We start from the raw sequence: 19515 nt of genomic DNA on the forward strand, positions 1-19515 counted from the left end.
ATGTCAGATAACACACTTACAACCGGGGTCAGCGCCGACAAACAGGACAGCGCGATTGTCCGCTTTTTGCGCGCCACCGAAGTTGATACACGCATGCTCGGCATGATCGGCGCACTGGTGCTGATCTGGATCGGCTTTCATTTTTACGGCCAGATTTTCAATGGATTTGGTGCCTTTCTGACATCGCGAAATCTGTGGAACCTGTCTGTTCAAACGTCATCGATTGCGGTGATGGCAACCGGAATGGTGTTGATCATTGTCACCCGCCATATCGATCTGTCCGCCGGCTCCCTGCTTGGTGTCACCGCCATGGTAATGGGGGTTGTTCAGGTCTGGGTTCTACCGGATATCCTTGGTCTCAACCATCCCCTGATCTGGATCATCACCGTCGTGGTCGGCATCTGCTTTGGTGCAATGATCGGCGCTTTGCACGGATTTCTCATCGCCTATATGGGCATACCTGCCTTCATCGTCACCCTTGGCGGTCTGCTGATCTGGCGCGGATCTGCCTGGTGGGTTGCCCGCGGCGAAACGATTGCGCCGGTTGACAGCACTTTTGCGCTGCTCGGTGGCGGGCCATTTGGCACCATCGGTGCCACCGGCAGCTGGATCGTCGGTATTCTCGCCATTGCCGGCATTTTCGCCATGCTGGTGCTGGGCCGCAGGCAGCGGGTCCGTTTCGGCTTTCCGTTGCGCCCGATGTGGGCCGAATGGACACTGGGCCTGGTCGGTTCCGGTCTGGTGCTGGCCACAGTCCTGGTCATGAACTCCTATCTGTGGCCGACGGGTGTGGTGAGACGCTATGCCGAAGCCAACAACATTGTCGTTCCCGAGGGCGGATTAGCCATATCACATGGTTTTGCCATCCCGGTTCTGATTGCCATTGCAGTCGGTATCTTCATGACATTCCTCGTCACCCGCACCCGGTTTGGCCGCTATGTGTTCGCAATCGGCGGCAACCCGGAAGCTGCTGAACTGGCCGGTATCAATACCAAACGCATGACACTGATGATCTTTTCGCTGATGGGTGGCCTGGTGGGCATTTCTGCAGTGATCGCGAGCGCACGACTGAATGCGGCCACCAACTCTCTGGGCCAGTTGGATGAATTATATGTCATCGCGGCCGCAGTGATTGGCGGCACATCCTTTGCAGGCGGCATCGGCACGATTTACGGTGCCATGCTCGGAGCTCTTGTCATGCAGTCGCTGCAATCTGGCATGGTCCTTGTCGGCTTTGACTCGGCGGTCCAGCAAATGGTGGTCGGAAGCGTTCTGATCTTTGCCGTCTGGCTGGATACGATTTACCGCAGACGCTCGGTCTGAGGGAGGAGAAATCATGTCTGATACAACACAAGTCAACCCAGCCGATCGCTCCGCCCCGCCTTTGGTGGAAATGCGTGACATTTCCATTGCCTTTGGCGGCGTCAAGGCGGTGGATCACGCCTCCATTGATCTGTATCCCGGCGAAGTCGTCGGGCTCCTGGGCCACAATGGAGCCGGCAAGTCCACTCTGATCAAAATTCTGTCCGGTGCCTATGGCCGCGATACCGGTCAGATCTTCGTGCGTGGCGAAGAAGCCAACATTTCCAATCCGCGTCATGCCAAGGATTATGGCATTGAGACCATCTACCAGACCCTTGCTCTGGCGGATAATGTGGACGCTGCGGCAAACCTGTTTCTCGGCCGTGAACTGCTGACAAGATGGGGCACGCTGGATGATGCGGCCATGGAGGATGAAACCCGCAGGGTTATGGGACGGCTCAACCCGAACTTCAAGAAGTTCAAGGATCCGGTGAAATCCCTGTCGGGTGGTCAGCGCCAGTCCGTGGCGATTGCTCGGGCGATTCATTTCAATGCCCGCATCCTGATCATGGACGAGCCGACGGCGGCACTCGGCCCTCAGGAAACAGAGCAGGTCGGCCAGTTGATCAAACAGTTGAAAAAAGACGGGATTGGTATCTTTCTGATCAGCCATGACATTCATGACGTGTTTGATCTGGCGGACAGGGTGTCGGTGATGAAAAACGGTCAAGTCGTCGGCTCGGCTTCGACCAAGGATGTCAGCAAGGATGAAGTGCTCGGCATGATTATTCTTGGAAAATGTCCTCCCGGAGCGACCCCGGGTCCGGGTGCATCAATCGATTAGCAATTCGCTTTTGAAACAGCAAAGCCGGGCAAGGATAAACCCTGCCCGGCGTCTGTGCACCCCCGGTTCAGTGACCTGATTCAGTTACCTGATTCAGCGGTTACCGCCTCGTTTGGAGCCCCGGCCTGCCTGAAATTCCTCTTTGGAAATCTGGCCGTCATTATTGCTGTCAAGATCGGAGAACCGTTCCGCCTGACGCTCAAGCGCAGTGTTGGCGTGAGCCGCAATATTGTCAGTAAAGATCGCGATTGCCGACTTGAATTCCGCTTCGGTCACGGTGCCATCACTGTCTGCATCAGCACGATCGAACATGCGGTCCATGCCCTGCCCCATCATGCCGCCCATGCCCATGCCTTTGCCCATCATGCCACCTTTGCGGTGTCCGCCACGCTCACCGCGCTCACCCCGGTCGCCCCGGTCGCCCCGGTCAGCATGGCGTTCGCCACGCATTCCGGTGTTGCCGTCCCGGGCGTTTTCGCTGTCATCATTGCGGGCTTCGCGGCGCGCATCCTGGGCTGCCTTCATTTCTTCCTTGGTGACGCCGCCACTGCTGTCAGCATCAACCGTGCCGAACAGTTTCAGCAATTGTGCTTCAGCTTCCGTTTCGGACACTGTGCCATTGCCATCCTGATCCAGGCCCTGCATCATTTCCTGGGGGAAACCACCCATTCCGCCACCACGGTTGCCGCCATCGCGGTGTGAACCTGTGGCCTGTGCTCCAGCTGTAAGGCCAACAGCGCCAATCAGGACTATGGCACTTGCGGCGATGGTTGTTTTCAGCATTCTCTTGTTTGTTGTCTTCGTCATTTTTCAGCTCCACTTGTATTGGGGTGTAGATGCCACGTCTCATCGTGACCTGCTCTACATGGGGAGGAAATGTCGCAGAACTATCCGGCGATGCGGGCTCGATTGCATCAAAGTGTGTGGCCTTGGTGACGTGATACATTTTGCGACAACTAGCGTTTCCTCACGGTCGGAATCCGGTCTAGAACAGAACCATGGAAGCACAGACGTCACATATTCTGGTTGTCGATGACCATCGCGATATTCGCGATCCGCTGGCACAATATCTAAAGAAAAACGGCTTTCGCGCGATGACGGCCGATGGCGGGCCTGCGCTGCGCCAGGCGGTCAAAGCCTATGCCTTTGACCTTATCATTCTTGATATCATGATGCCGGGAGAGGACGGGCTGACCCTGTGCCGCTTCCTGCGTGAAACAACGCACACACCAGTTATTCTGCTGACCGCCGTCAGTGAGGAAACCGACAAGATCGTCGGCCTGGAAATGGGTGCGGATGACTATGTCACCAAACCATTCAACCCGCGTGAATTGCTCGCCCGCATCAAGGCAGTGCTGCGCCGCTCCCAAAGCCTGCCGCCACAACGCGAGCCGCGTCACGGTACCCGATACACCTTTAATGGTTGGGTCTTCGACACCACGACACGGCAATTACGCAACGGCGATGGACCCGATATCGGACTTAGCAGTGGAGAGTTTTCCCTGCTGTCGATTCTGGTAGACCGGCCCAACATCGTGCTCTCCCGCGATCAGCTGATCGATCTGACCCGTGGCCGCAATGCCGGACCTTTTGATCGCGCCATAGACAATCAGGTCAGTCGTCTGCGCAAGAAAATCGAGGAAGATCCGAAGAACCCCCTGCTCATCCAGACCGTCTGGGGCGGCGGTTATAAATTCGCTGGAACCGTTGAGCAATCATGAACACCGCTCCCCGAAATCCCTGGTGGCGCCTTGCCTGGCCAAGCGGCCTGACCGGGCAGATCATTCTGCTCATTGTTCTGACCATCCTGATTTCGCAGGCCATCAATATTGTGCTTGTGGCCGGCGAACGCGCTGATGCATTCCGGCGCGGCGCAGCCGGGCCCCTGATCGGACAGACCATCATCGCCGCGGAATTGCTGCAGACCAGTGATGGCCCGACAGAACAGCGCCTGCTTCGGGTGCTGAGCAGTCGCGAGCGCCGCGTCACCATAGATGCCGAACCGCTCGCGGGCACCTCTGACCGTTCGGCAATGACAAATATGCTGGCCGCCCGGCTGCAGGCGGAATCCGGTCTTACCGCACGGGTGGAGGCGCGCTTCGTTGAAAGGCGGTTTCAGCACATTTCCGACGATAGGGAGCAGACCGCTTCGCGCCGGCGTGACAGGGATTCCGATACGAGACATGCCATGCCGATGGATCGGGACATGGATGAAGCAATGAGCCGGTCCCGAAACCGGCTTGTCGACCGTCTTGTGGTCTCACTGGAGTTGTCTCCGCAGCGCTGGCTGAATATTGTCCTGCGGCTTCCGGGCCGGGACCTGAGCTGGCTGCGCACCAGTCTGCTTTACAACCTGGCGCTGGCGCTGGCGCTCAGTGGACTTGCCATCTGGTTTTTGCGCCGCGTCACCCGTCCGATCAAGGATCTGGCAGGCGCAGCCGATGCGCTGGGGCGCGGTGAGCATGTCCCGATGCTCGCCGAAACCGGGCCTCAGGAAATCCGTCGCGCCACGGCGGCTTTCAATGCCATGCAGGATCGGCTGACACGGTTTGTCAAGGACCGCACACAGATGCTGGCCGCCATTTCCCATGATCTGCGCACCCCCATCACCAGCTTGCGGCTGCGTGCGGAATTGCTGGATGATGAAACCGCCAAAGCCAATATCGTGCGCACACTTGATGACATGCAGAGCATGACCGAAAGCGTGCTTGCCTTTGCCCGAGACGATGCGGACAGCGAACCGATTTCGCAGGTCGACCTGCTGGCTCTGCTGGAGGAATGCGCTGCGATATACAAAGCTCAGGGCGCACAAATTGAATTTGACATCAACTCGACTTCCAGCCCGGTCCTGAGAGGGCGTCCGCTGGCGCTGAAACGGGCGATCAGCAATCTTATGGAAAACGCCATCCTTTATGGTGATCATGCCAATGTCAGCGTCGCGTCAGCAGATCAGACTGTATCGTTCGAAATCCGCGATCATGGCCCCGGCATTCCGCCAGAGCGCATGGAAGAAATGTTCAAACCGTTTTCCCGGATCGAAACCTCGCGCAACCGCGAGACTGGCGGCACCGGACTTGGGCTGTCGATTGCCCGTTCGATCATTCACCGCCATGGCGGCGATATCAGCTTGCAAAACGCGGACGAAGGCGGTCTCATCGTCACAGTCAGTTTGCCATCAGCATCATAGGGTTTTGTGCCTGGATTTCTTGCCACGCCATTTTTGTTTATTGCCCGACACGCCCAGTGGGTTCTGGTCTCCGGGTTGGTCGCCGGCATCGCTTTCCCTGCCGCCGCCGGCGTTCTGCGTCCCTATATACCTGAAATGGTGGCGTTAATTCTGTTTGTGTCGGCACTGCGCATTGAACTTTCCGCACTGCGTGTCACAAGGCGCCAGGCTGCCGCCGATCTGACCGTGGTGCTGGTTCTGCAGCTCGCTGTTCCGCTGTTCGCCTATGTGATTCTCACCGCGCTGCCAGTACCGGAAGTCTGGCGCGATGTTCTGACGGTCGTCTATGCCGGGGCATCGATTTCCGGCGCACCTGCCTTTGCCTTTCTGATGGGGCTCGACGGTGCACGGGCGATGCGCCTGCTGATCCTCGGCACTGCGCTGCTGCCGCTGACTTCGTTCCCGATCCTGTCGCTTCTGCCCAATGTCGCAGCGCAGACCGCGCTCTGGCTGGTATCCCTGAAACTACTGGTGCTGATTGTCGTGGCGGGCATTGCTGCCCTCACCTTGAGACGCCCGGTGATGTTTGCGCTCGGCGCCAGGGCACCGCAGATTCTCAACGGGCTTAACACGCTGGCTCTGGCGATTTTCGTGCTCGCTCTGATGGATGCCATTCAGCCTGTGTTGCTGAGTGATCCGCTGCGCCTGCTCGGTGTTCTGATCATTGCATGTATTGCCAATCTGGGCGCGCAAATCGCCCATGCGGGCCTGATTACCCTGCGGGCGCGGGCCAAAGGGGTTGCACCAACCCCTTCGGAACTGACACCCGCGATACCATCGGGAAACCGCAATATGGCTTTGTTTCTGGCAGCGCTCCCCATCGGCGTGACAGCCCCCTGGCTGTTATTTATCGGCTGCTTTCAGGTGCCGATGTATCTCACCCCGCTCGTGATGAGGCCTCTTTTGCAATGGCTTCAGCGGAGCGCGGCCAAAGGGTCGCCAGAATCCTGACCACGATCAGGGTAAAAATCAGCCGCCCCACCAGAATGATCCAGATATTGGCACCAAGCGCCAGCATGATCCCGGTATCCTCAATCAGCCCGTGCGACAGCGACAGCCAGCACAGCGCCAATGTCTTGGCCCGCAGCGAGAAATTCTTTTCGCGCGATTCGCCAATAATCAGTCCGCCACCATACATCAGCCCAAGCAGCACACCAATGGTCGTCAGCGGTGCGATTTCCCGGTTCAGTCCGGACAGCCGGATCAGCGGAATGGTGGCTCTGGTGAAGAGGTCGGTGAAACCGGTTTTCTCGCTGATATCAAGCGCCACAAACAGCACCACAATGATCACCAGAACCACCAGCATGGTCTTGGCCGATGCAACCGCAAACTCCCAGTGCGTGGCGTCCTTGTCGCCTGCCGCGGTAAACAACGACAGATCCACAGGTTGCTGCAGCAGTGAAAACCAGTCGCAGATCCAAAACACGATTGCGCCATAGACCACCGCGCCGAAAAACCGCAACAATACGGTTCCGATAAAGGTCACGCCGGTGCGCTTAACGATTGCCTGTTCGATCGGCAGGGCATGGGCGATCAACATGATCGATGCCAGTATGCTGAGCTGGGCAAGGTTCATGTCCACTCCGGCCAGAACCGGCAGAGCCCCGAAGCCGGCATAGATACCGACAAGCAGCGCGCTGCCCCAGACGATACCGGTTTCCGCAGGCAGCCCCATCAGCCCCATCACCGGTTCCAGAGCGGGACCCATTGCATCGACCAGCCCGTAGACTTCGGCAATGCGCACCAGAATCACAACAGGGATCATCACCTTTGACAGATCGACAAAGGTCACCCAGCTTTTCACCGCAAGTTTTTTGAAATACTCAGACATATAATCAATCAGCTTCAGATCGTTTCGGACATTTGGATTTAGACAAAAAGCACAACAAGTCCAACTGCAAAAGCGGCCAGTCGCCACAAAATAGATCGCGGGGCAATAACGGCAAATGACAAGGCTGCCAGGGCCACCAGAACTTTGGCTGCCGCCAACAGAGCCAGAAACGGCGATGTGCCAAGAGCGATGAGATTTGGGTTTGCAATCATCCCCAGCGGAATGAAATACAGCCCGAGGCCGAGCGCCATTGCCGAAGTTGCCACTTTCAACCAGTTTTCCTCCACCATTCCGGCGGCAATGAAAACTGCGCCACAGACCGGCGGTGTGATGGTCGACAACAAGGCGAACCAGAACACGAACAAATGCGCCTGCAGCGGTGCCAGTCCCAGTTCCATAAGCGCCGGACCGGCCACGGAAATACTGATCACATAAGCCGCTGTCGTCGGCACCTCCATGCCCAGCACAAGACAGGCAAACGCCGTCAGCAGCAACGCCGGCCATAATTGCCCGCCAGAGCCCGACAAAATCAGCGACGTGATCTTGACCCCCAGCCCGGTCATGCCAAGCACGCCGATAATGATTGATGCGCACAGGATGATCGAGGCGATCAGGGCCACCTGACGCCCGGCGCTCATCAGCACGGCTTCAACACGCGCCAGCGTTCTGGCAAGATCAAATGACAGACGGCCATCGATCAGCAGCAGCACGGCTCCGGCCAACATCGCCAGCGTCGCGGCATATTGCGGCGTGACCCTCGCGCCGAACATGCCCCACAGCAGCACCGCGAAGGGCACCAGGAAAAACGCCGATGTAATGGCAACCTGGCGCAGTGAAGGCTGCTCGTCCTTCGGCACGCCGCGCAGCGGAAAGCGCAGCGAAAACATGTCGATGCCAATCCAGACCGCTGCGAAATACAGCAGCGCCGGCAGCAGCGCCGCCAGGATGATCTGCTCATAGGGTGTGCCCGTCAGCTCGACCATCACAAACGCCCCGGCTCCCATCAGCGGTGGCATGATCTGGCCCCCGGAAGACGCCACTGCTTCAACGGCAGCGGCCAGGCGTTTGGGATAACCAAGGCGTGTCATCGCCGGCAGGGTGATGGCACCGGTTGAGGCAACATTGGCCGAGGCAGAGCCGGAAATCGAGCCGAACAGCGCCGACGACAGCACCGACACCTTGGCCGCACCACCGCGCAGACGCCCGGCTGCAGCGGAGGCCACATTCATGAAACCCTGCCCGGCTTCGCCAGCATTCAGGATCGCTCCGAAAATGACAAAAATCGCGACAATGCTCACCGAAACACCGGTCAAAGTGCCCCACAGCCCTCCCTCGGCTATGGTCAGCGTGCCAAGAAAGCTCTGCAAAGGAATGCCGGCATAGCCGAATTCGCCGGGAATATACTGGCCGAACAGGCCATAGGCCAGCGCCAGCGCAGCGACGCTCGGCAGTGGCCAACCAATGGCACGGCGTGCCATTTCAAGTGTCACCAACAGCAGCAGGATAGCCGTAAAAGTCTGAAACCCACCGGACAAATAACCGTATTGATCGCCCAGAGCGTCCTGATTGAGGGCAACCCAGAGCGTCGCGGCTACGCCGACAATGCACAGAACTGTGCCACTGATGCGCTGCTGCCGGCTTTTCGCCATGAACACCAGTACCCAGGGCAGCGCCAGCGCCATGTGCAGCGGCCGGCTGACCAGATTCGGCACCAGGCCGGAGAAAATCAGCCAGATATGAAAGCTGATCGAGACAGCGCCAAGTGTGCACCAGAAAAGGCGCGCCGTTACCGGCAGCGCGCCTTCCTGCGAAGTGGTCAGAATAGAGCCAGTTGTCACTTCTGCGCGTCAGTCAGCGGAAAATCCATTTCGGTGTAGTAACGCAGTGCACCGGGATGGATAGCACCCGTGATGTTTTCCATGAGCCCCTTGTCAACTCCATTCCACCAGGCGGCATCGTCGCCCATCCTGGCCTTTTCCTGCCAGTAGGTTTTGGTCAGCTCATAGGCTGTGTCGTCATCCATATTGGTGGTGGTATAGGCGACCACCGGCAATGAGGTCGTTACGATATCGGCATCCTGGCCGGCATAGGTGCCGGCAGGAATGACCAGCCTTGTGCGTTTGGTGGCAGCGATCTGCTCATCATCCAACGACAGCACTGTTACGCCCAGACTGGCCGCAGCTTCAATGACATTCGGCGCGGGCCAGGAACCAGCTGTGACAAACCCGTCAATCTGGCCGTTTTTCAGCGCCGCAACCGCATTGGAGAGTTCCACATCCGGCAGTTTGACCTGCCCTTCAAGCCCGAACAGGCCCAGATATTTTTCGCCCTCAGTGGCCCCGAAAGAGCCTTTGCCGATCAGGATCGTCTTGCCTTTCATATCGGCGAAATTGGCAATTCCGGCATCATCGCGCACAACGAAATGCATGGTCAGCGAGGGAATTGGAAACAGCGCTCTGATGTCATCGAATTTAGGGTTGCCCTTGCCATCGAACATCGCCTTGCCGCCCTGGGCCAAAGCGACCAGCGCCGGCGGCGTTGTAAACACGTAATTGCCCGGACGCACCGCCGCTTCCATGACATTTTGCACCGAACCCTGGCTTTCCTCGACAGTGACAATGATGTCGCCATTCGTACCCGCCTTCATGGCTTCGGCAATCTGCACCGCCATCTGGAAATAGGACGAACTGGAGGAAGCCGATTTGTAGGTCACGCGGGTTTCCGCATGGCCGGCAAAAGCGGTTGCTGCCATGACACTGGCGGCCAGCGCCAGGCTTGTGAATAGTTTCATCGATATGTCTCCTGAAAACTCTGATAGGGTCATGCGGTTGTATGGTGACAGCCTATGACATATATCCGCCGCAAAACAAGCCTTTCCAGCGCAATGCGTTTCCTCCTATTTTCGGCTCACAATCCATGCTTGCAGTTGCCCCACCGCTGATTTCCGTCTCCAACCTGGAAAAGACCTATGACAGCGGTTTTCAGGCTCTGAAAAATGTTTCACTGGACATAAGGCAGGGCGAGATTTTGGCCCTGCTCGGGCCCAATGGAGCCGGCAAGACCACGCTTATTTCCGTTATTTGCGGTCTTGTCACACCCACCAGTGGCAGTGTTTCAGTGGCTGGCCATGACATCATCAAGGACTACCGCAAAACCCGCGCCCTGATTGGATTGGTGCCCCAGGAACTGACCACTGATGCCTTTGAAACCGTCTGGGCGACGGTCAGTTTTTCAAGGGGTCTGTTTGGCAAGAAGCGCGATGATGCTCTGGTCGAAAAGACGCTGAAAAGCCTGTCGCTGTGGGATAAGAAAGACAACAAGATCATGCAATTATCCGGCGGCATGAAGCGCCGGGTGCTGATTGCCAAGGCGCTCGCCCATGAGCCGCAAATTCTGTTTCTGGATGAGCCCACTGCCGGGGTGGATGTCGAATTGCGCAAGGATATGTGGCAGGTCGTGCGCGAATTGCGCGACAGTGGCGTGACCATTATTCTCACCACCCATTACATTGAAGAAGCGGAGGAAATCGCCGACCGGGTTGGCGTCATCGCCCATGGCGAGATCATTCTGGTGGAAGACAAATCCGAGCTGATGACCAAACTTGGCAAAAAGACCCTGATGCTTGATTTGCAGGAACCGCTTGATGCCATACCGGACAGCATTCAGCGCGACGGCCTCGAAAAATCGGCCGACGGCGAACAGCTGGTCTACACCTACAACACCCAGCGCGAGCGCACCGGTATCACGTCACTGCTGCGGGATCTGTCTGATGCCGGCATCCGTTTCAAGGATCTCAACACCAAACAGAGTTCGCTGGAAGAAATCTTCGTCACCCTGGTACATCAGGACACAGCCCGGTCCGATGCGGAAAACTCTGATGTAGATACTGAACAGGCTGCGTCCGGCACGACAGGAAACACACAATGAATTATCTTGCTGTCAAAGCCATTTACAGTTTTGAGATGAACCGCATGTGGCGCACCCTGTTCCAGAGCATCGTCTCGCCGGTTCTGTCGACATCGCTGTATTTTGTCGTTTTCGGCTCGGCCATCGGCTCGCGCATTCAGGAAATCGATGGCATCAGCTACGGCGCATTTATTGTGCCGGGCCTTATCATGCTGTCGCTGCTGACCCAATCGCTCTCCAATGCCGCTTTCGGAATTTATTTCCCAAAATTCACCGGCACGATTTACGAATTGCTGTCCGCACCGGTTTCCTCATTTGAAATTGTGCTGGGTTATGTCGGCGCAGCGGCGACCAAATCACTGATACTCGGCCTGATCATTCTGGCAACCGCCAATTTGTTCGTTGATCTGCAGATCGCCCATCCGCTCATCATGCTGTTGTTCCTGGTACTCACCGCCCTCACCTTCAGCCTGCTCGGCTTCATCATCGGCATCTGGGCGGACAGTTTTGAAAAACTCCAGATCGTGCCCCTTCTGGTCATCACCCCGCTGGTGTTTCTCGGCGGCAGTTTCTATTCGGTCAACATGCTGCCCCCTGTGTGGCAGACCGTGACCCTGTTCAACCCGGTGCTCTATCTTGTCAGCGGCTTTCGCTGGAGCTTTTACGAAGTCGCCGACGTCAACGTCACCATCAGCCTCAGCGTCATTGCCCTGTTTCTGGCGGCATGCATCACGATCGTCTGGTGGATTTTCAAAACCGGCTATCAGGTCAAGCAGTAGGGTTCTGGTGCGCTCGGGATAACGAAAAAAACTCAAATCGCCCCGACCGTCTGAAATCGCACCCGGTATTGATGCGGTGTAATGCCGGTTGTGCGTTTGAACAGGCGGCGGAAGGAATTGGGGTCTTCGTAGCCTGCCTGCGCGGCGATATCGTCGATGGCATCATCGCTGGTTTCCAGCATTTGCTTGGCCTCTTCTATGCGCAGAGACTGCACATAATCCAGCGGCGCATAGCCCGTGGCGGCGGCAAAGCGGCGTTTGAAGGTGCGCGGCGCAAGGCCGGAGCGCGCCGCCATTTCCATCACCGGATTGGGCGTCGCATAATGCTCCGCGATCCACTCCTGGCATAACGCAATCGCCGCATCCTCATGCTGTTTTGGCCGCACCATGGCTGAAAACGGCAACTGGCCCGCGCTCTTGTCGCCAAAGACGAAAATCTTGATGATGCGCCGCGCCTCGGCATTGCCGCAAAACCGCGCCACAAGATAGAGCGCAAGCTCAGACCAAGAGGCCGAGCCGCCACTGGTGACAATGCGGTGTTCCAGCCCGGAGGGCACCAGCAAACGCTCCGGCCGCAGCAGCACCAGCGGATAGCATTCTCTGAATACCGAACGCGCCGCCCAATGGGTTGTTGCCTCGCGATTGTCCAGCAGCCCGGCTTCGGCCAGCATCATCGAGCCGGTACAGACCGAACACACAATCGCACCGCGGTGGTACTGCTCCGCCAGCCAGTTGGTGGCTTCCGGCCAGCGCCCCACCGGTCCTGTCTCCGGTGCCAGCATCAGATCGCTGACAATCACCACATCGGACCGCAGCGCCTCTTCAAAAGTATGATCCGCCACCAACGTTGCCCCCAGGGTGGTGCGAAAAGGCTTTGTTGTGCTGCCGACAATGCGCGGCATGACGCGTCGGCTTTCTGTTTTCTCCCCGGTCAGACCTTCCCACACCGTGCCAACACAGGAGAACACCTCATGCAGCCCGTACAGGACCGAAGCCGAGGTCTCGGGAACCGCCACAAGGCTGACGGAAAGATGGTTGGAATGAGTCGATAACGGCATTTTACCATTCTGGCATATTTGACCCGTTTTTGTCCATTCCATCACTTACTGCAGCGCTTTAAAATCTGGCAAGAGCAGGCTCACGGGGCCGTCCATGGCCCGGCCAAACCTCAGAAAGGAGAGCATTGTGCTCCGATTGTTCAAAAAATACGGCTTCGGCCCGTTTGTACAGATCAGCGAAAACCGCCTCGCCTGGCACCGGCTGCACCGGCTCGATGACCGCATGCTGACAGATATCGGCCTCAGCCGCGCTGAAGTAGCGGCGCTGCGCTGCCGCAGCGGGGCCTACGATCAGATCCACCAGCCGCTCTGACCCGCACAACCAAATTCAAGCTTATTCAGGAGAAAACCATGTTTGACACATCACGACGCAAACTGCTTGGCGCATCCATGCTGGGTGCCGGAGCTGTTATGAACGGACTGGGCGCGGGTGCAAAAGCCGCCGCTCTTAATACCAGAGGAAACATCATGCTCGACCGCATTCCCGACCTTCCCAAAGGACTGATTGAAGCCGCTTCCTTTCCCCTGATCGACGCCATTCACGGCCGTCGTTCACGCCGCTTTGCCAAGGGTGCCAGTATTCCCAATGGTCCGCTGGCCTACACTTCAGAACGCCAGCCTGCAGCCCTGTCGGAGCTGGAGCAGATGCTGCTGCTGACGACAGTGGCCGGCAATACTGGCTGGTCGAACCTTATTCCCTATAACCGCTATTATCTGCCGAACATGCCCAATTATGCCGGCGCGGCAGGCGGCCGCAGCTTTCCCTCCGCTGCAGGGTTCCACACCAGTGAATTCTTCTTCACTGACGACAATGGCGTCTATGCGTTCAAGACCCGCGACATGCCGGCAACACAGGCTAAACAGCCCGATGGCAGCACCGATCTGAAAGCCTGTTTTGACGAGCATAAATCGCGCATCGTCAAACTGGCCGATGGCAGACTGCACACACCGGCCAGACCCGAACATATGGAAATGCACAATGAATGGTGCGCCAATGTGCCGGGCAGCACGCTCATCATTCCCGTCGCCGATCTTGCCCAGCACATGATTCTGGCGCTGTGCTACCTCGTCCAGAACGGAGCCTGCCTTTATGATGATGTCAACAACCGGCCGATTCCCGGCCTTGAGAAGTTCAAAAACCGGGTCGACATCGAAAACCCGTTTCCGCTGTCCTATATCGAGCAACTCAGCCTGACCGAAGTCACGGTGGAACTGTCCTGTGCCTGCTATGCCGGAACTCTGATGCTGCAGGCCATGGGCCTCGGCGGCTGGATGTATGAGGGCATCAACCCCTTCAGCATCCTGGGTGCCAGCGGCGACCCGGACGTACCCGGTCTCGGCTTCCGCTTTGATATGATCAAGGACCAGCCGCTGCCTCATGTCACCGGGCTTGAAGGCGTATTTGAAGGTCACTGTCCGCCGCATTTTGCAAATATGCGCGCGGCTGTGGAGGCTGTCATTACCCGCAAATTCGGCAAAGGCGGTCCTTTCAACGCCAAAACCAAAGGCCCTTACAAGGAAACCGGAGCTATCCGCAGCAAGGCCGCTCCAATTGACGCTGAATTCATCGACTGTGTCTCCGCCATGGCAGACTATGTGTTCTACACGTTCGGCCGCTTTCCGGCGACAGTCCCGGCCATCTTCACACTGATGTATCTGCAAGCCCACCAGTTGGACACCGACTTTTATGATACGCATTTTTCAGATGGCGCGTATCTGGAAACCCACGCTCGGCATGACCTGAATTGGAACTAAAGTATGAGAGTGGCGGGCACAGCGCGGTGAGTGCCAAACCAGTGCGCTGCGGCCCTTCTTCCGACCCGCTCCAGTGGCGGGTTACCGGTGTGCTTGCGAGAAAATTTCGGCCTTGTGGGTCTGAAATGGAGCCAGTTCGTCGGGTAACATATCGATACCAAGGCCCGGCTCGTCATTACAGCCCCATCCCCTTTCCGAGATGCGCGATGCAACCGGGCCGAAGACATCGCGCAGCGGGTTGGGATTGACATCGACCTCAAGCAGTCCGTCACCACCGACGGCCGCCAGCAGATTTGCCGACGCCTGCAGCCCGACACCGCCGCCAAGAAAATGCGGACAATAGCGCAGGCCCGCAGCAAGCACGTTGCGGCCGACCGTAAGACATCCGGTCAATCCACCCCATTTGATGATATCCGGTTGAAAAACACCCAGATGTGCCGCTGTGATCGCCGCATCGAATTGATCGTAACCAACCAGATTTTCGCCGCCGGCCAGTGGATAGGGGCTTGCATCATGAAGCGCCGCCCAATCCGCCGCAGATGCATCTGCGCAAATAGGCTCTTCCAGCCACGTCAGCGGAACTTGTGCGGTCTGCGCCAGGAAACTTCGTGCGGTTTCAGGGTCCCAGGCCTGATTGGCGTCGGCAGCAATGGTCTCGGCCGCCAATTTGCGTTCAAAAATCTGAAATAATCGGGTCAGGTCATCATCCATATCAAAGCCGACCTTCACTTTGAAATCAGTAAACCCGATCAGCCGCGCCTCGCCGATCATGCTCTCGGCATCCTTGATATGGATGCCGCTGGCATAGGCGGGCACATGGTCGGCGGCCGTCTTGTTCATGAAGTGCCGCAGGGTCTGGCCGGATTTGCGCGAAAACAGGTCCCAAAGCGCGATGTCCAGACCGGCTATGACCTGACGGAACGGACCCCATTCGCCGCTTTGCAGCGCGACAATGCGAGTCTGCCGGGTAAGTCTTTCGAACAGCGCGCCCGGTTGTGATACTGGATGATCAAAAACCAGTGGCCCGATGTCCTGGGCCAACAGATTGATGCGGTGCTCGGCAGCAGCGGCTGGCCAGTTGGCGAAGATTTCCCCCCAGCCGAATGCGCCATCTTCATCCTCAATGCGCAGAAACGCGGCGGGCCGGTCACGCATCACGCCGAATGACGTCATCACCGGCTTTGCGAGCGGACTGCGGAAGGCAAAACCTTCAATGCGCGTGATACGGACTGTCTGCGTCATGCCAGAAGATCCATGTCCAGCCGGATATAATCGCCGCGATAAATCACATCGGCAAGGTAGATGATTGTATCATTTTCATCGCACATCACCCGGCGCACTTCGGCCATGGGTTCCCCGACAACCAGATCAAGAAGAGTGGCTGTCTCCATATCGCATTTGCTGACAATCAGACTCTGGCGCGCAATCCTGACATGCAGATCCGGATCATCAAACAGCACCGGCAAGGCCAGACGGGACCGCAGAGCCGCTTCATGTTTGTCAAATATGTCCTTGGCCAGATAGAGAGTGATCACACAGTAGCGCTCTCCGTCCCGCGAATGAATACGTCTCAGCATATGATATTTAGCGGCCGGTTTTCCGATTGTCACGCCATCCGGCAGATCGGTTTCAGCATCATTCAGACTGACCAGGTCGGGGACATCGCCACGATACAGATCGACAAGCTCCGACAGACTTGTGACAACACTCAGCGGGCGTTTGGGAGGCAGATGCGGCAGAATCGTGGTGCCACGGCCGCGCCTCGGCTCGACCAACCCCTCTGATTCGAGAATCTTGACAGCCTCGCGAACGGTGATGCGCGCGACCTGAAATTCCGCCATCAACGCATCAATTGTCGGAAGGAAATCCCCGGTCTTCCAGACGTCACGCAGGATTCTCTGGCGCATGACCTCGGCAACCTTGAGGTATAAAGGTGTCCCGTCGCGGCGAAATTTCTCACTCTTCATACGTGTGTTAATATCCGGCTTTCACAGGTTTAGCTAGAAAAATTCTAAAGTCCTATTTTTAGGATTACTGGCTTGCTCACATACTGCATCTGGATTATACCTAAATATAGGACTTTAGGTTTTTTAACGGATCAGCATGCCAGATTACGACTACATCATCGTGGGATCGGGAACCGCAGGAGCTACACTGGCTGCGCGTCTGACCGAGGACCCGGATTGCCGGGTTCTGGTGCTCGAAGGTGGTGGATCCGACCGTAATTTCTGGCTGAAACTGCCGGTCGGATATTACAAATCCATCTACAATCCAAGTTATTCACATTTGTACCGTTCGGAGCCTGATGATGGCATCAACGGGCGGCAGATTGATTGTCCGCGCGGACGTGTCATCGGCGGCTCCAGTTCGATCAACGGATTGATCTTCATTCGCGGCCAGCACGGAGACTTTGACGATTGGGCCCGGCGCGGAGCGGATGGCTGGGATTATAACAGCGTCCTGCCCTACTTTCGCAAACTTGAAACCTCGTCCGGTACGCCGTCGCAATACAGGGGTGCGCAGGGTCCGCTTCAGGTCAGCGATCTGCGCAATAAAAATGCCGCATGTGATGCCTGGATGGAAGCCGCCGGCGAAGCCGGATTGCCTCGCAATCCCGACTTCAACGGCGCGTCGAGTTATGGCGTTGGTTCTTATCAACTGACACTTCGCGGGCGCTGGCGTGACAGCGCGGCAACGGCTTTCCTGAAACCGGCTATGGGCCGGCCAAATCTCACAGTAAAACTTCATGCCCAGGTATTCGGCCTGATTTTTGACGGAAAGCGCGCGCGCGGCGTCTCTTATCGCCACAACGGGCAGGACTGCCAGGTCAACTGCGCAAGCGAAGTGATCCTGTGCGGCGGCTCGGTTCAAACCCCGCAGCTTTTGCAGCTTTCAGGCATCGGACCCGCCAGCCTGCTGCGCCAGCATGGTATCAAGGTTCGTCACGACGCACCCGAGGTCGGTGAAAACCTCCAGGACCACATTCAGATGCGCACAATCGTTGAATTGTCGCGGCGCGGCCTGTCGCTGAATGATCACATCCGCAACCCATTGCGTCTGGCACAGATGGGACTGGATTGGCTCATCAATGGAGCTGGCCCGCTTTCGGTGGGTGCCGGCCAGGTGGGCGGCGCCATGTGCACAAAATACGCTGAGGACAACCGCCCTGACCTTCAGCTGTTTGTCATGCCTTTGTCGGTCGACAAGCCCGGCAAACCGCTGCATCGCTATTCCGGATTCACCACGTCATTCTGGCAGTGCCATCCTGAAAGCCGCGGCAGCATTCACATTGATTCAGCCGACCCGGCCCGGGACCCGAAGATCCGGATGAATTACTTAAACACCCAGCGCGATCGGGACGTCACGCTGGAGGGATTGAAAATTGTGCGCGACATTTACCGCCAGCCAGCGTTCCGTGACCTGTGGTCTCGCGAAGTCATTCCCGGGGATGATTGCAGGACTGACGAAGAGATGCTGAATGCGATCCGCAGCAATGCGACTACGGTCTACCATCTGGTTGGCACCTGCCGCATGGGCAGCGACGCCGGCGCTGTCGTTGACCCGCAATTGCGCGTCCAGGGGGTCGAGGGACTGCGCATCGTCGACGCCTCAATCATGCCAAGCATCACATCCGCCAATACGAATTCCGCAACCTACATGATTGCGGAAAAGGCTGCCTCCATCATCCAGAGCAGCCACTGAGAACATTCATCAACAAGGAGGAAACAGACATGAAACATATAACGAAAATCGCAATGCTGGCCGGGGCACTCGCCCTGGGTCCGGTCATGGCGACAGCCCAGGAGCCGAATCCACTCGGCTGGGAATCCGTTCCTGAGATGGACGGGCAGATCACCATGAAAATCGGCCATTCAGTCAATATGGAATGGTCCTCACACACGGCGACGCTAAAACGCTTTGCCGAGTTGGTGGCGATTTATACACGCAATGAAATCCGCCCGGAAATCTTCCCCGGAGCGCAGCTTGGCGGCGAACGCGAGATGGTTCAGCAGGCCCGCCAGGGCGCGCTTCAGGTGACCTTGCCCGCTACCAACAACATTGCGGCCTTGGCGCCATCTTTGAACGTTTTCATCCTGCCGTATCTGGCTACCTCTACCGAACAGGTCAATTATCTTCAGGATCAGATCACCCCATTTCTGGTGCCCCGTGTGATCGAGGAAGCCGGCGTGCGCATCGTTGGCTGGGAAAACTCCGGATGGCGGGCGTTTTTCTATAAATCTGACAAACCCATCGAGAAACCTGCGGATTTGGCCGGGCTGAAAATGCGCGTGCCACCCAATCCAATCATGATTGCTTCATACGAGGCATGGGGCGGCAACCCGACTCCCATCGCATGGGCCGAACTTTACAGCGCTTTGCAGCAGGGCGTTGTTGAAGGTGGTGACAATCCGGTCACGGACGTGATCGGCATGAAGTTTAACGAGGTCATCAACCGCATGACCACGTTCCATTATACGATCCTGACTCACCCGATTGTCGTGTCGGAGCGCTGGTTCCAGGGCCTGTCAGAAGAGCATCAGGCGGCGATCCTGCGTGCTGGCAAAGAAGCCACGGATTACATTCGCTGGTGGCAGCCGCTGGATGAAGCCAATTGGTGGGATAAGGCCCGCGAGGCCGGAGTCGAGATCACCGCGATCGAAGACGAAACCGAATGGCTTGAAAAAGCCCGCGCCATCTGGCCAGACTATTACGACGCCATCGGACCAGATGGTGAAATGGTCGCCAACAAGGCACTGGAAATTCTGGCCGCCTTTCCTGGCGATAAATAATGCCAGTCCCGCCCGCAGCCAGGG

18 protein-coding genes are annotated in these 19515 nt (G+C 57.4%); 11 read left to right on the forward strand and 7 right to left on the reverse strand.

All coding sequences use genetic code 11. The features are described from left to right. Both RAL88_RS06265 and RAL88_RS06270 read left to right on the forward strand, forming a co-directional pair. Positions 1–1323 carry a sugar ABC transporter permease gene (locus tag RAL88_RS06265; RefSeq protein WP_306268056.1) on the forward strand — a complete coding sequence of 441 codons (1323 nt, stop codon included), beginning with the start codon at positions 1–3 and terminating at the stop codon, positions 1321–1323. A 13-nt stretch (positions 1324–1336) separates the two neighbouring features. Next, positions 1337–2146: an ATP-binding cassette domain-containing protein gene (locus tag RAL88_RS06270; RefSeq protein WP_306268057.1), complete on the forward strand. Its 810-nt coding sequence runs from the start codon at positions 1337–1339 to the stop codon at positions 2144–2146. A gap of 93 nt (positions 2147–2239) precedes the next feature. Here the strand turns inward: RAL88_RS06270 and RAL88_RS06275 are convergent, their stop codons facing one another. Then, positions 2240–2953: an EF-hand domain-containing protein gene (locus RAL88_RS06275; protein WP_306268058.1), complete on the reverse strand. Its 714-nt coding sequence runs from the start codon at positions 2951–2953 to the stop codon at positions 2240–2242. A gap of 191 nt (positions 2954–3144) precedes the next feature. Between RAL88_RS06275 and RAL88_RS06280 the strand changes: the two genes are divergently transcribed. Genes RAL88_RS06280 through RAL88_RS06290 form a run of 3 tightly spaced genes read left to right on the forward strand, consistent with a single transcriptional unit; the run spans position 3145 to position 6323 of the window. After that, positions 3145–3867, forward strand: coding sequence for a response regulator (locus tag RAL88_RS06280; RefSeq protein WP_306268060.1), 723 nt, complete (start codon positions 3145–3147; stop codon positions 3865–3867). Then, the gene (locus tag RAL88_RS06285; protein WP_306268061.1) at positions 3864–5333 is read left to right on the forward strand and encodes an ATP-binding protein; all 1470 of its coding nucleotides are present in this window, start codon (positions 3864–3866) and stop codon (positions 5331–5333) included. The genes RAL88_RS06280 and RAL88_RS06285 overlap by 4 nt, the downstream gene beginning before the upstream one ends. Before the next feature lie 6 nt (positions 5334–5339). Then, entirely contained in the window at positions 5340–6323 is a 984-nt protein-coding gene (locus RAL88_RS06290; protein WP_306268062.1) for a hypothetical protein, read from the forward strand. Here RAL88_RS06290 and RAL88_RS06295 read toward each other — a convergent pair. Genes RAL88_RS06295 through RAL88_RS06305 form a run of 3 tightly spaced genes read right to left on the reverse strand, consistent with a single transcriptional unit; the run spans position 6250 to position 9994 of the window. Beyond that, positions 6250–7203, reverse strand: coding sequence for a nucleoside recognition domain-containing protein (locus tag RAL88_RS06295; RefSeq protein WP_306268064.1), 954 nt, complete (start codon positions 7201–7203; stop codon positions 6250–6252). The genes RAL88_RS06290 and RAL88_RS06295 overlap by 74 nt on opposite strands. Positions 7204–7241: 38 nt before the next feature. Beyond that, positions 7242–8999, reverse strand: coding sequence for a TRAP transporter fused permease subunit (locus RAL88_RS06300; protein ID WP_306269594.1), 1758 nt, complete (start codon positions 8997–8999; stop codon positions 7242–7244). Positions 9000–9037: 38 nt separating this feature from the next. Beyond that, positions 9038–9994 carry a TAXI family TRAP transporter solute-binding subunit gene (locus RAL88_RS06305; RefSeq protein ID WP_306268066.1) on the reverse strand — a complete coding sequence of 319 codons (957 nt, stop codon included), beginning with the start codon at positions 9992–9994 and terminating at the stop codon, positions 9038–9040. Positions 9995–10119: 125 nt separating this feature from the next. On the opposite strand from RAL88_RS06305, the gene RAL88_RS06310 reads away from it, so the two are divergent. After that, positions 10120–11130: an ABC transporter ATP-binding protein gene (locus RAL88_RS06310; RefSeq protein ID WP_306268067.1), complete on the forward strand. Its 1011-nt coding sequence runs from the start codon at positions 10120–10122 to the stop codon at positions 11128–11130. Then, positions 11127–11888: an ABC transporter permease gene (locus RAL88_RS06315; RefSeq protein WP_306268068.1), complete on the forward strand. Its 762-nt coding sequence runs from the start codon at positions 11127–11129 to the stop codon at positions 11886–11888. Before RAL88_RS06310 ends, RAL88_RS06315 begins: the two co-directional genes overlap by 4 nt. A 32-nt stretch (positions 11889–11920) precedes the next feature. On the opposite strand, the gene RAL88_RS06320 is transcribed toward RAL88_RS06315, so the two are convergent. Further along, a complete protein-coding gene (locus RAL88_RS06320; RefSeq protein WP_306268070.1) occupies positions 11921–12946 on the reverse strand; it encodes a GlxA family transcriptional regulator in 1026 nt (341 codons plus the stop codon). A gap of 127 nt (positions 12947–13073) precedes the next feature. Between RAL88_RS06320 and RAL88_RS06325 the strand changes: the two genes are divergently transcribed. Then, the gene (locus RAL88_RS06325; RefSeq protein WP_306268072.1) at positions 13074–13259 is read left to right on the forward strand and encodes a DUF1127 domain-containing protein; all 186 of its coding nucleotides are present in this window, start codon (positions 13074–13076) and stop codon (positions 13257–13259) included. Between the two features lie 38 nt (positions 13260–13297). After that, a complete protein-coding gene (locus RAL88_RS06330; protein WP_306268074.1) occupies positions 13298–14701 on the forward strand; it encodes a hypothetical protein in 1404 nt (467 codons plus the stop codon). An 81-nt stretch (positions 14702–14782) separates the two neighbouring features. Here the strand turns inward: RAL88_RS06330 and RAL88_RS06335 are convergent, their stop codons facing one another. Both RAL88_RS06335 and RAL88_RS06340 read right to left on the reverse strand, forming a co-directional pair. Beyond that, the gene (locus tag RAL88_RS06335; RefSeq protein ID WP_306268076.1) at positions 14783–15943 is read right to left on the reverse strand and encodes a mandelate racemase/muconate lactonizing enzyme family protein; all 1161 of its coding nucleotides are present in this window, start codon (positions 15941–15943) and stop codon (positions 14783–14785) included. Then, complete coding sequence (locus RAL88_RS06340) at positions 15940–16668, reverse strand: GntR family transcriptional regulator (RefSeq protein ID WP_306268078.1); 729 nt, start codon at positions 16666–16668, stop codon at positions 15940–15942. Before RAL88_RS06340 ends, RAL88_RS06335 begins: the two co-directional genes overlap by 4 nt. A gap of 136 nt (positions 16669–16804) precedes the next feature. Between RAL88_RS06340 and RAL88_RS06345 the strand changes: the two genes are divergently transcribed. Continuing rightward, on the forward strand, positions 16805–18403 hold the full coding sequence (locus tag RAL88_RS06345) for a GMC family oxidoreductase (RefSeq protein ID WP_306268080.1): 1599 nt from the start codon (positions 16805–16807) through the stop codon (positions 18401–18403). A gap of 29 nt (positions 18404–18432) precedes the next feature. Further along, entirely contained in the window at positions 18433–19491 is a 1059-nt protein-coding gene (locus RAL88_RS06350) for a TRAP transporter substrate-binding protein (RefSeq protein WP_306268081.1), read from the forward strand. The last annotated feature ends 24 nt before the right edge of the window (positions 19492–19515 follow it).

Origin of the sequence: Pararhizobium sp. IMCC3301 (genome assembly GCF_030758315.1) — a bacterium.
GTDB lineage: Bacteria > Pseudomonadota > Alphaproteobacteria > Rhizobiales.

Bases quoted from the DNA above. Each gene is read 5' to 3' on its own strand.
- RAL88_RS06265 (WP_306268056.1), top strand. From the start codon at position 1: ATGTCAGATAACACACTTACAACCGGGGTCAGCGCCGACAAACAGGAC.
- RAL88_RS06270 (WP_306268057.1), top strand. From the start codon at position 1,337: ATGTCTGATACAACACAAGTCAACCCAGCCGATCGCTCCGCCCCGCCT.
- RAL88_RS06275 (WP_306268058.1), bottom strand. From the start codon at position 2,953: ATGACGAAGACAACAAACAAGAGAATGCTGAAAACAACCATCGCCGCA.
- RAL88_RS06280 (WP_306268060.1), top strand. From the start codon at position 3,145: ATGGAAGCACAGACGTCACATATTCTGGTTGTCGATGACCATCGCGAT.
- RAL88_RS06285 (WP_306268061.1), top strand. From the start codon at position 3,864: ATGAACACCGCTCCCCGAAATCCCTGGTGGCGCCTTGCCTGGCCAAGC.
- RAL88_RS06295 (WP_306268064.1), bottom strand. From the start codon at position 7,203: ATGTCTGAGTATTTCAAAAAACTTGCGGTGAAAAGCTGGGTGACCTTT.
- RAL88_RS06305 (WP_306268066.1), bottom strand. From the start codon at position 9,994: ATGAAACTATTCACAAGCCTGGCGCTGGCCGCCAGTGTCATGGCAGCA.
- RAL88_RS06310 (WP_306268067.1), top strand. From the start codon at position 10,120: ATGCTTGCAGTTGCCCCACCGCTGATTTCCGTCTCCAACCTGGAAAAG.
- RAL88_RS06315 (WP_306268068.1), top strand. From the start codon at position 11,127: ATGAATTATCTTGCTGTCAAAGCCATTTACAGTTTTGAGATGAACCGC.
- RAL88_RS06320 (WP_306268070.1), bottom strand. From the start codon at position 12,946: ATGCCGTTATCGACTCATTCCAACCATCTTTCCGTCAGCCTTGTGGCG.
- RAL88_RS06330 (WP_306268074.1), top strand. From the start codon at position 13,298: ATGTTTGACACATCACGACGCAAACTGCTTGGCGCATCCATGCTGGGT.
- RAL88_RS06335 (WP_306268076.1), bottom strand. From the start codon at position 15,943: ATGACGCAGACAGTCCGTATCACGCGCATTGAAGGTTTTGCCTTCCGC.
- RAL88_RS06340 (WP_306268078.1), bottom strand. From the start codon at position 16,668: ATGAAGAGTGAGAAATTTCGCCGCGACGGGACACCTTTATACCTCAAG.
- RAL88_RS06345 (WP_306268080.1), top strand. From the start codon at position 16,805: ATGCCAGATTACGACTACATCATCGTGGGATCGGGAACCGCAGGAGCT.
- RAL88_RS06350 (WP_306268081.1), top strand. From the start codon at position 18,433: ATGAAACATATAACGAAAATCGCAATGCTGGCCGGGGCACTCGCCCTG.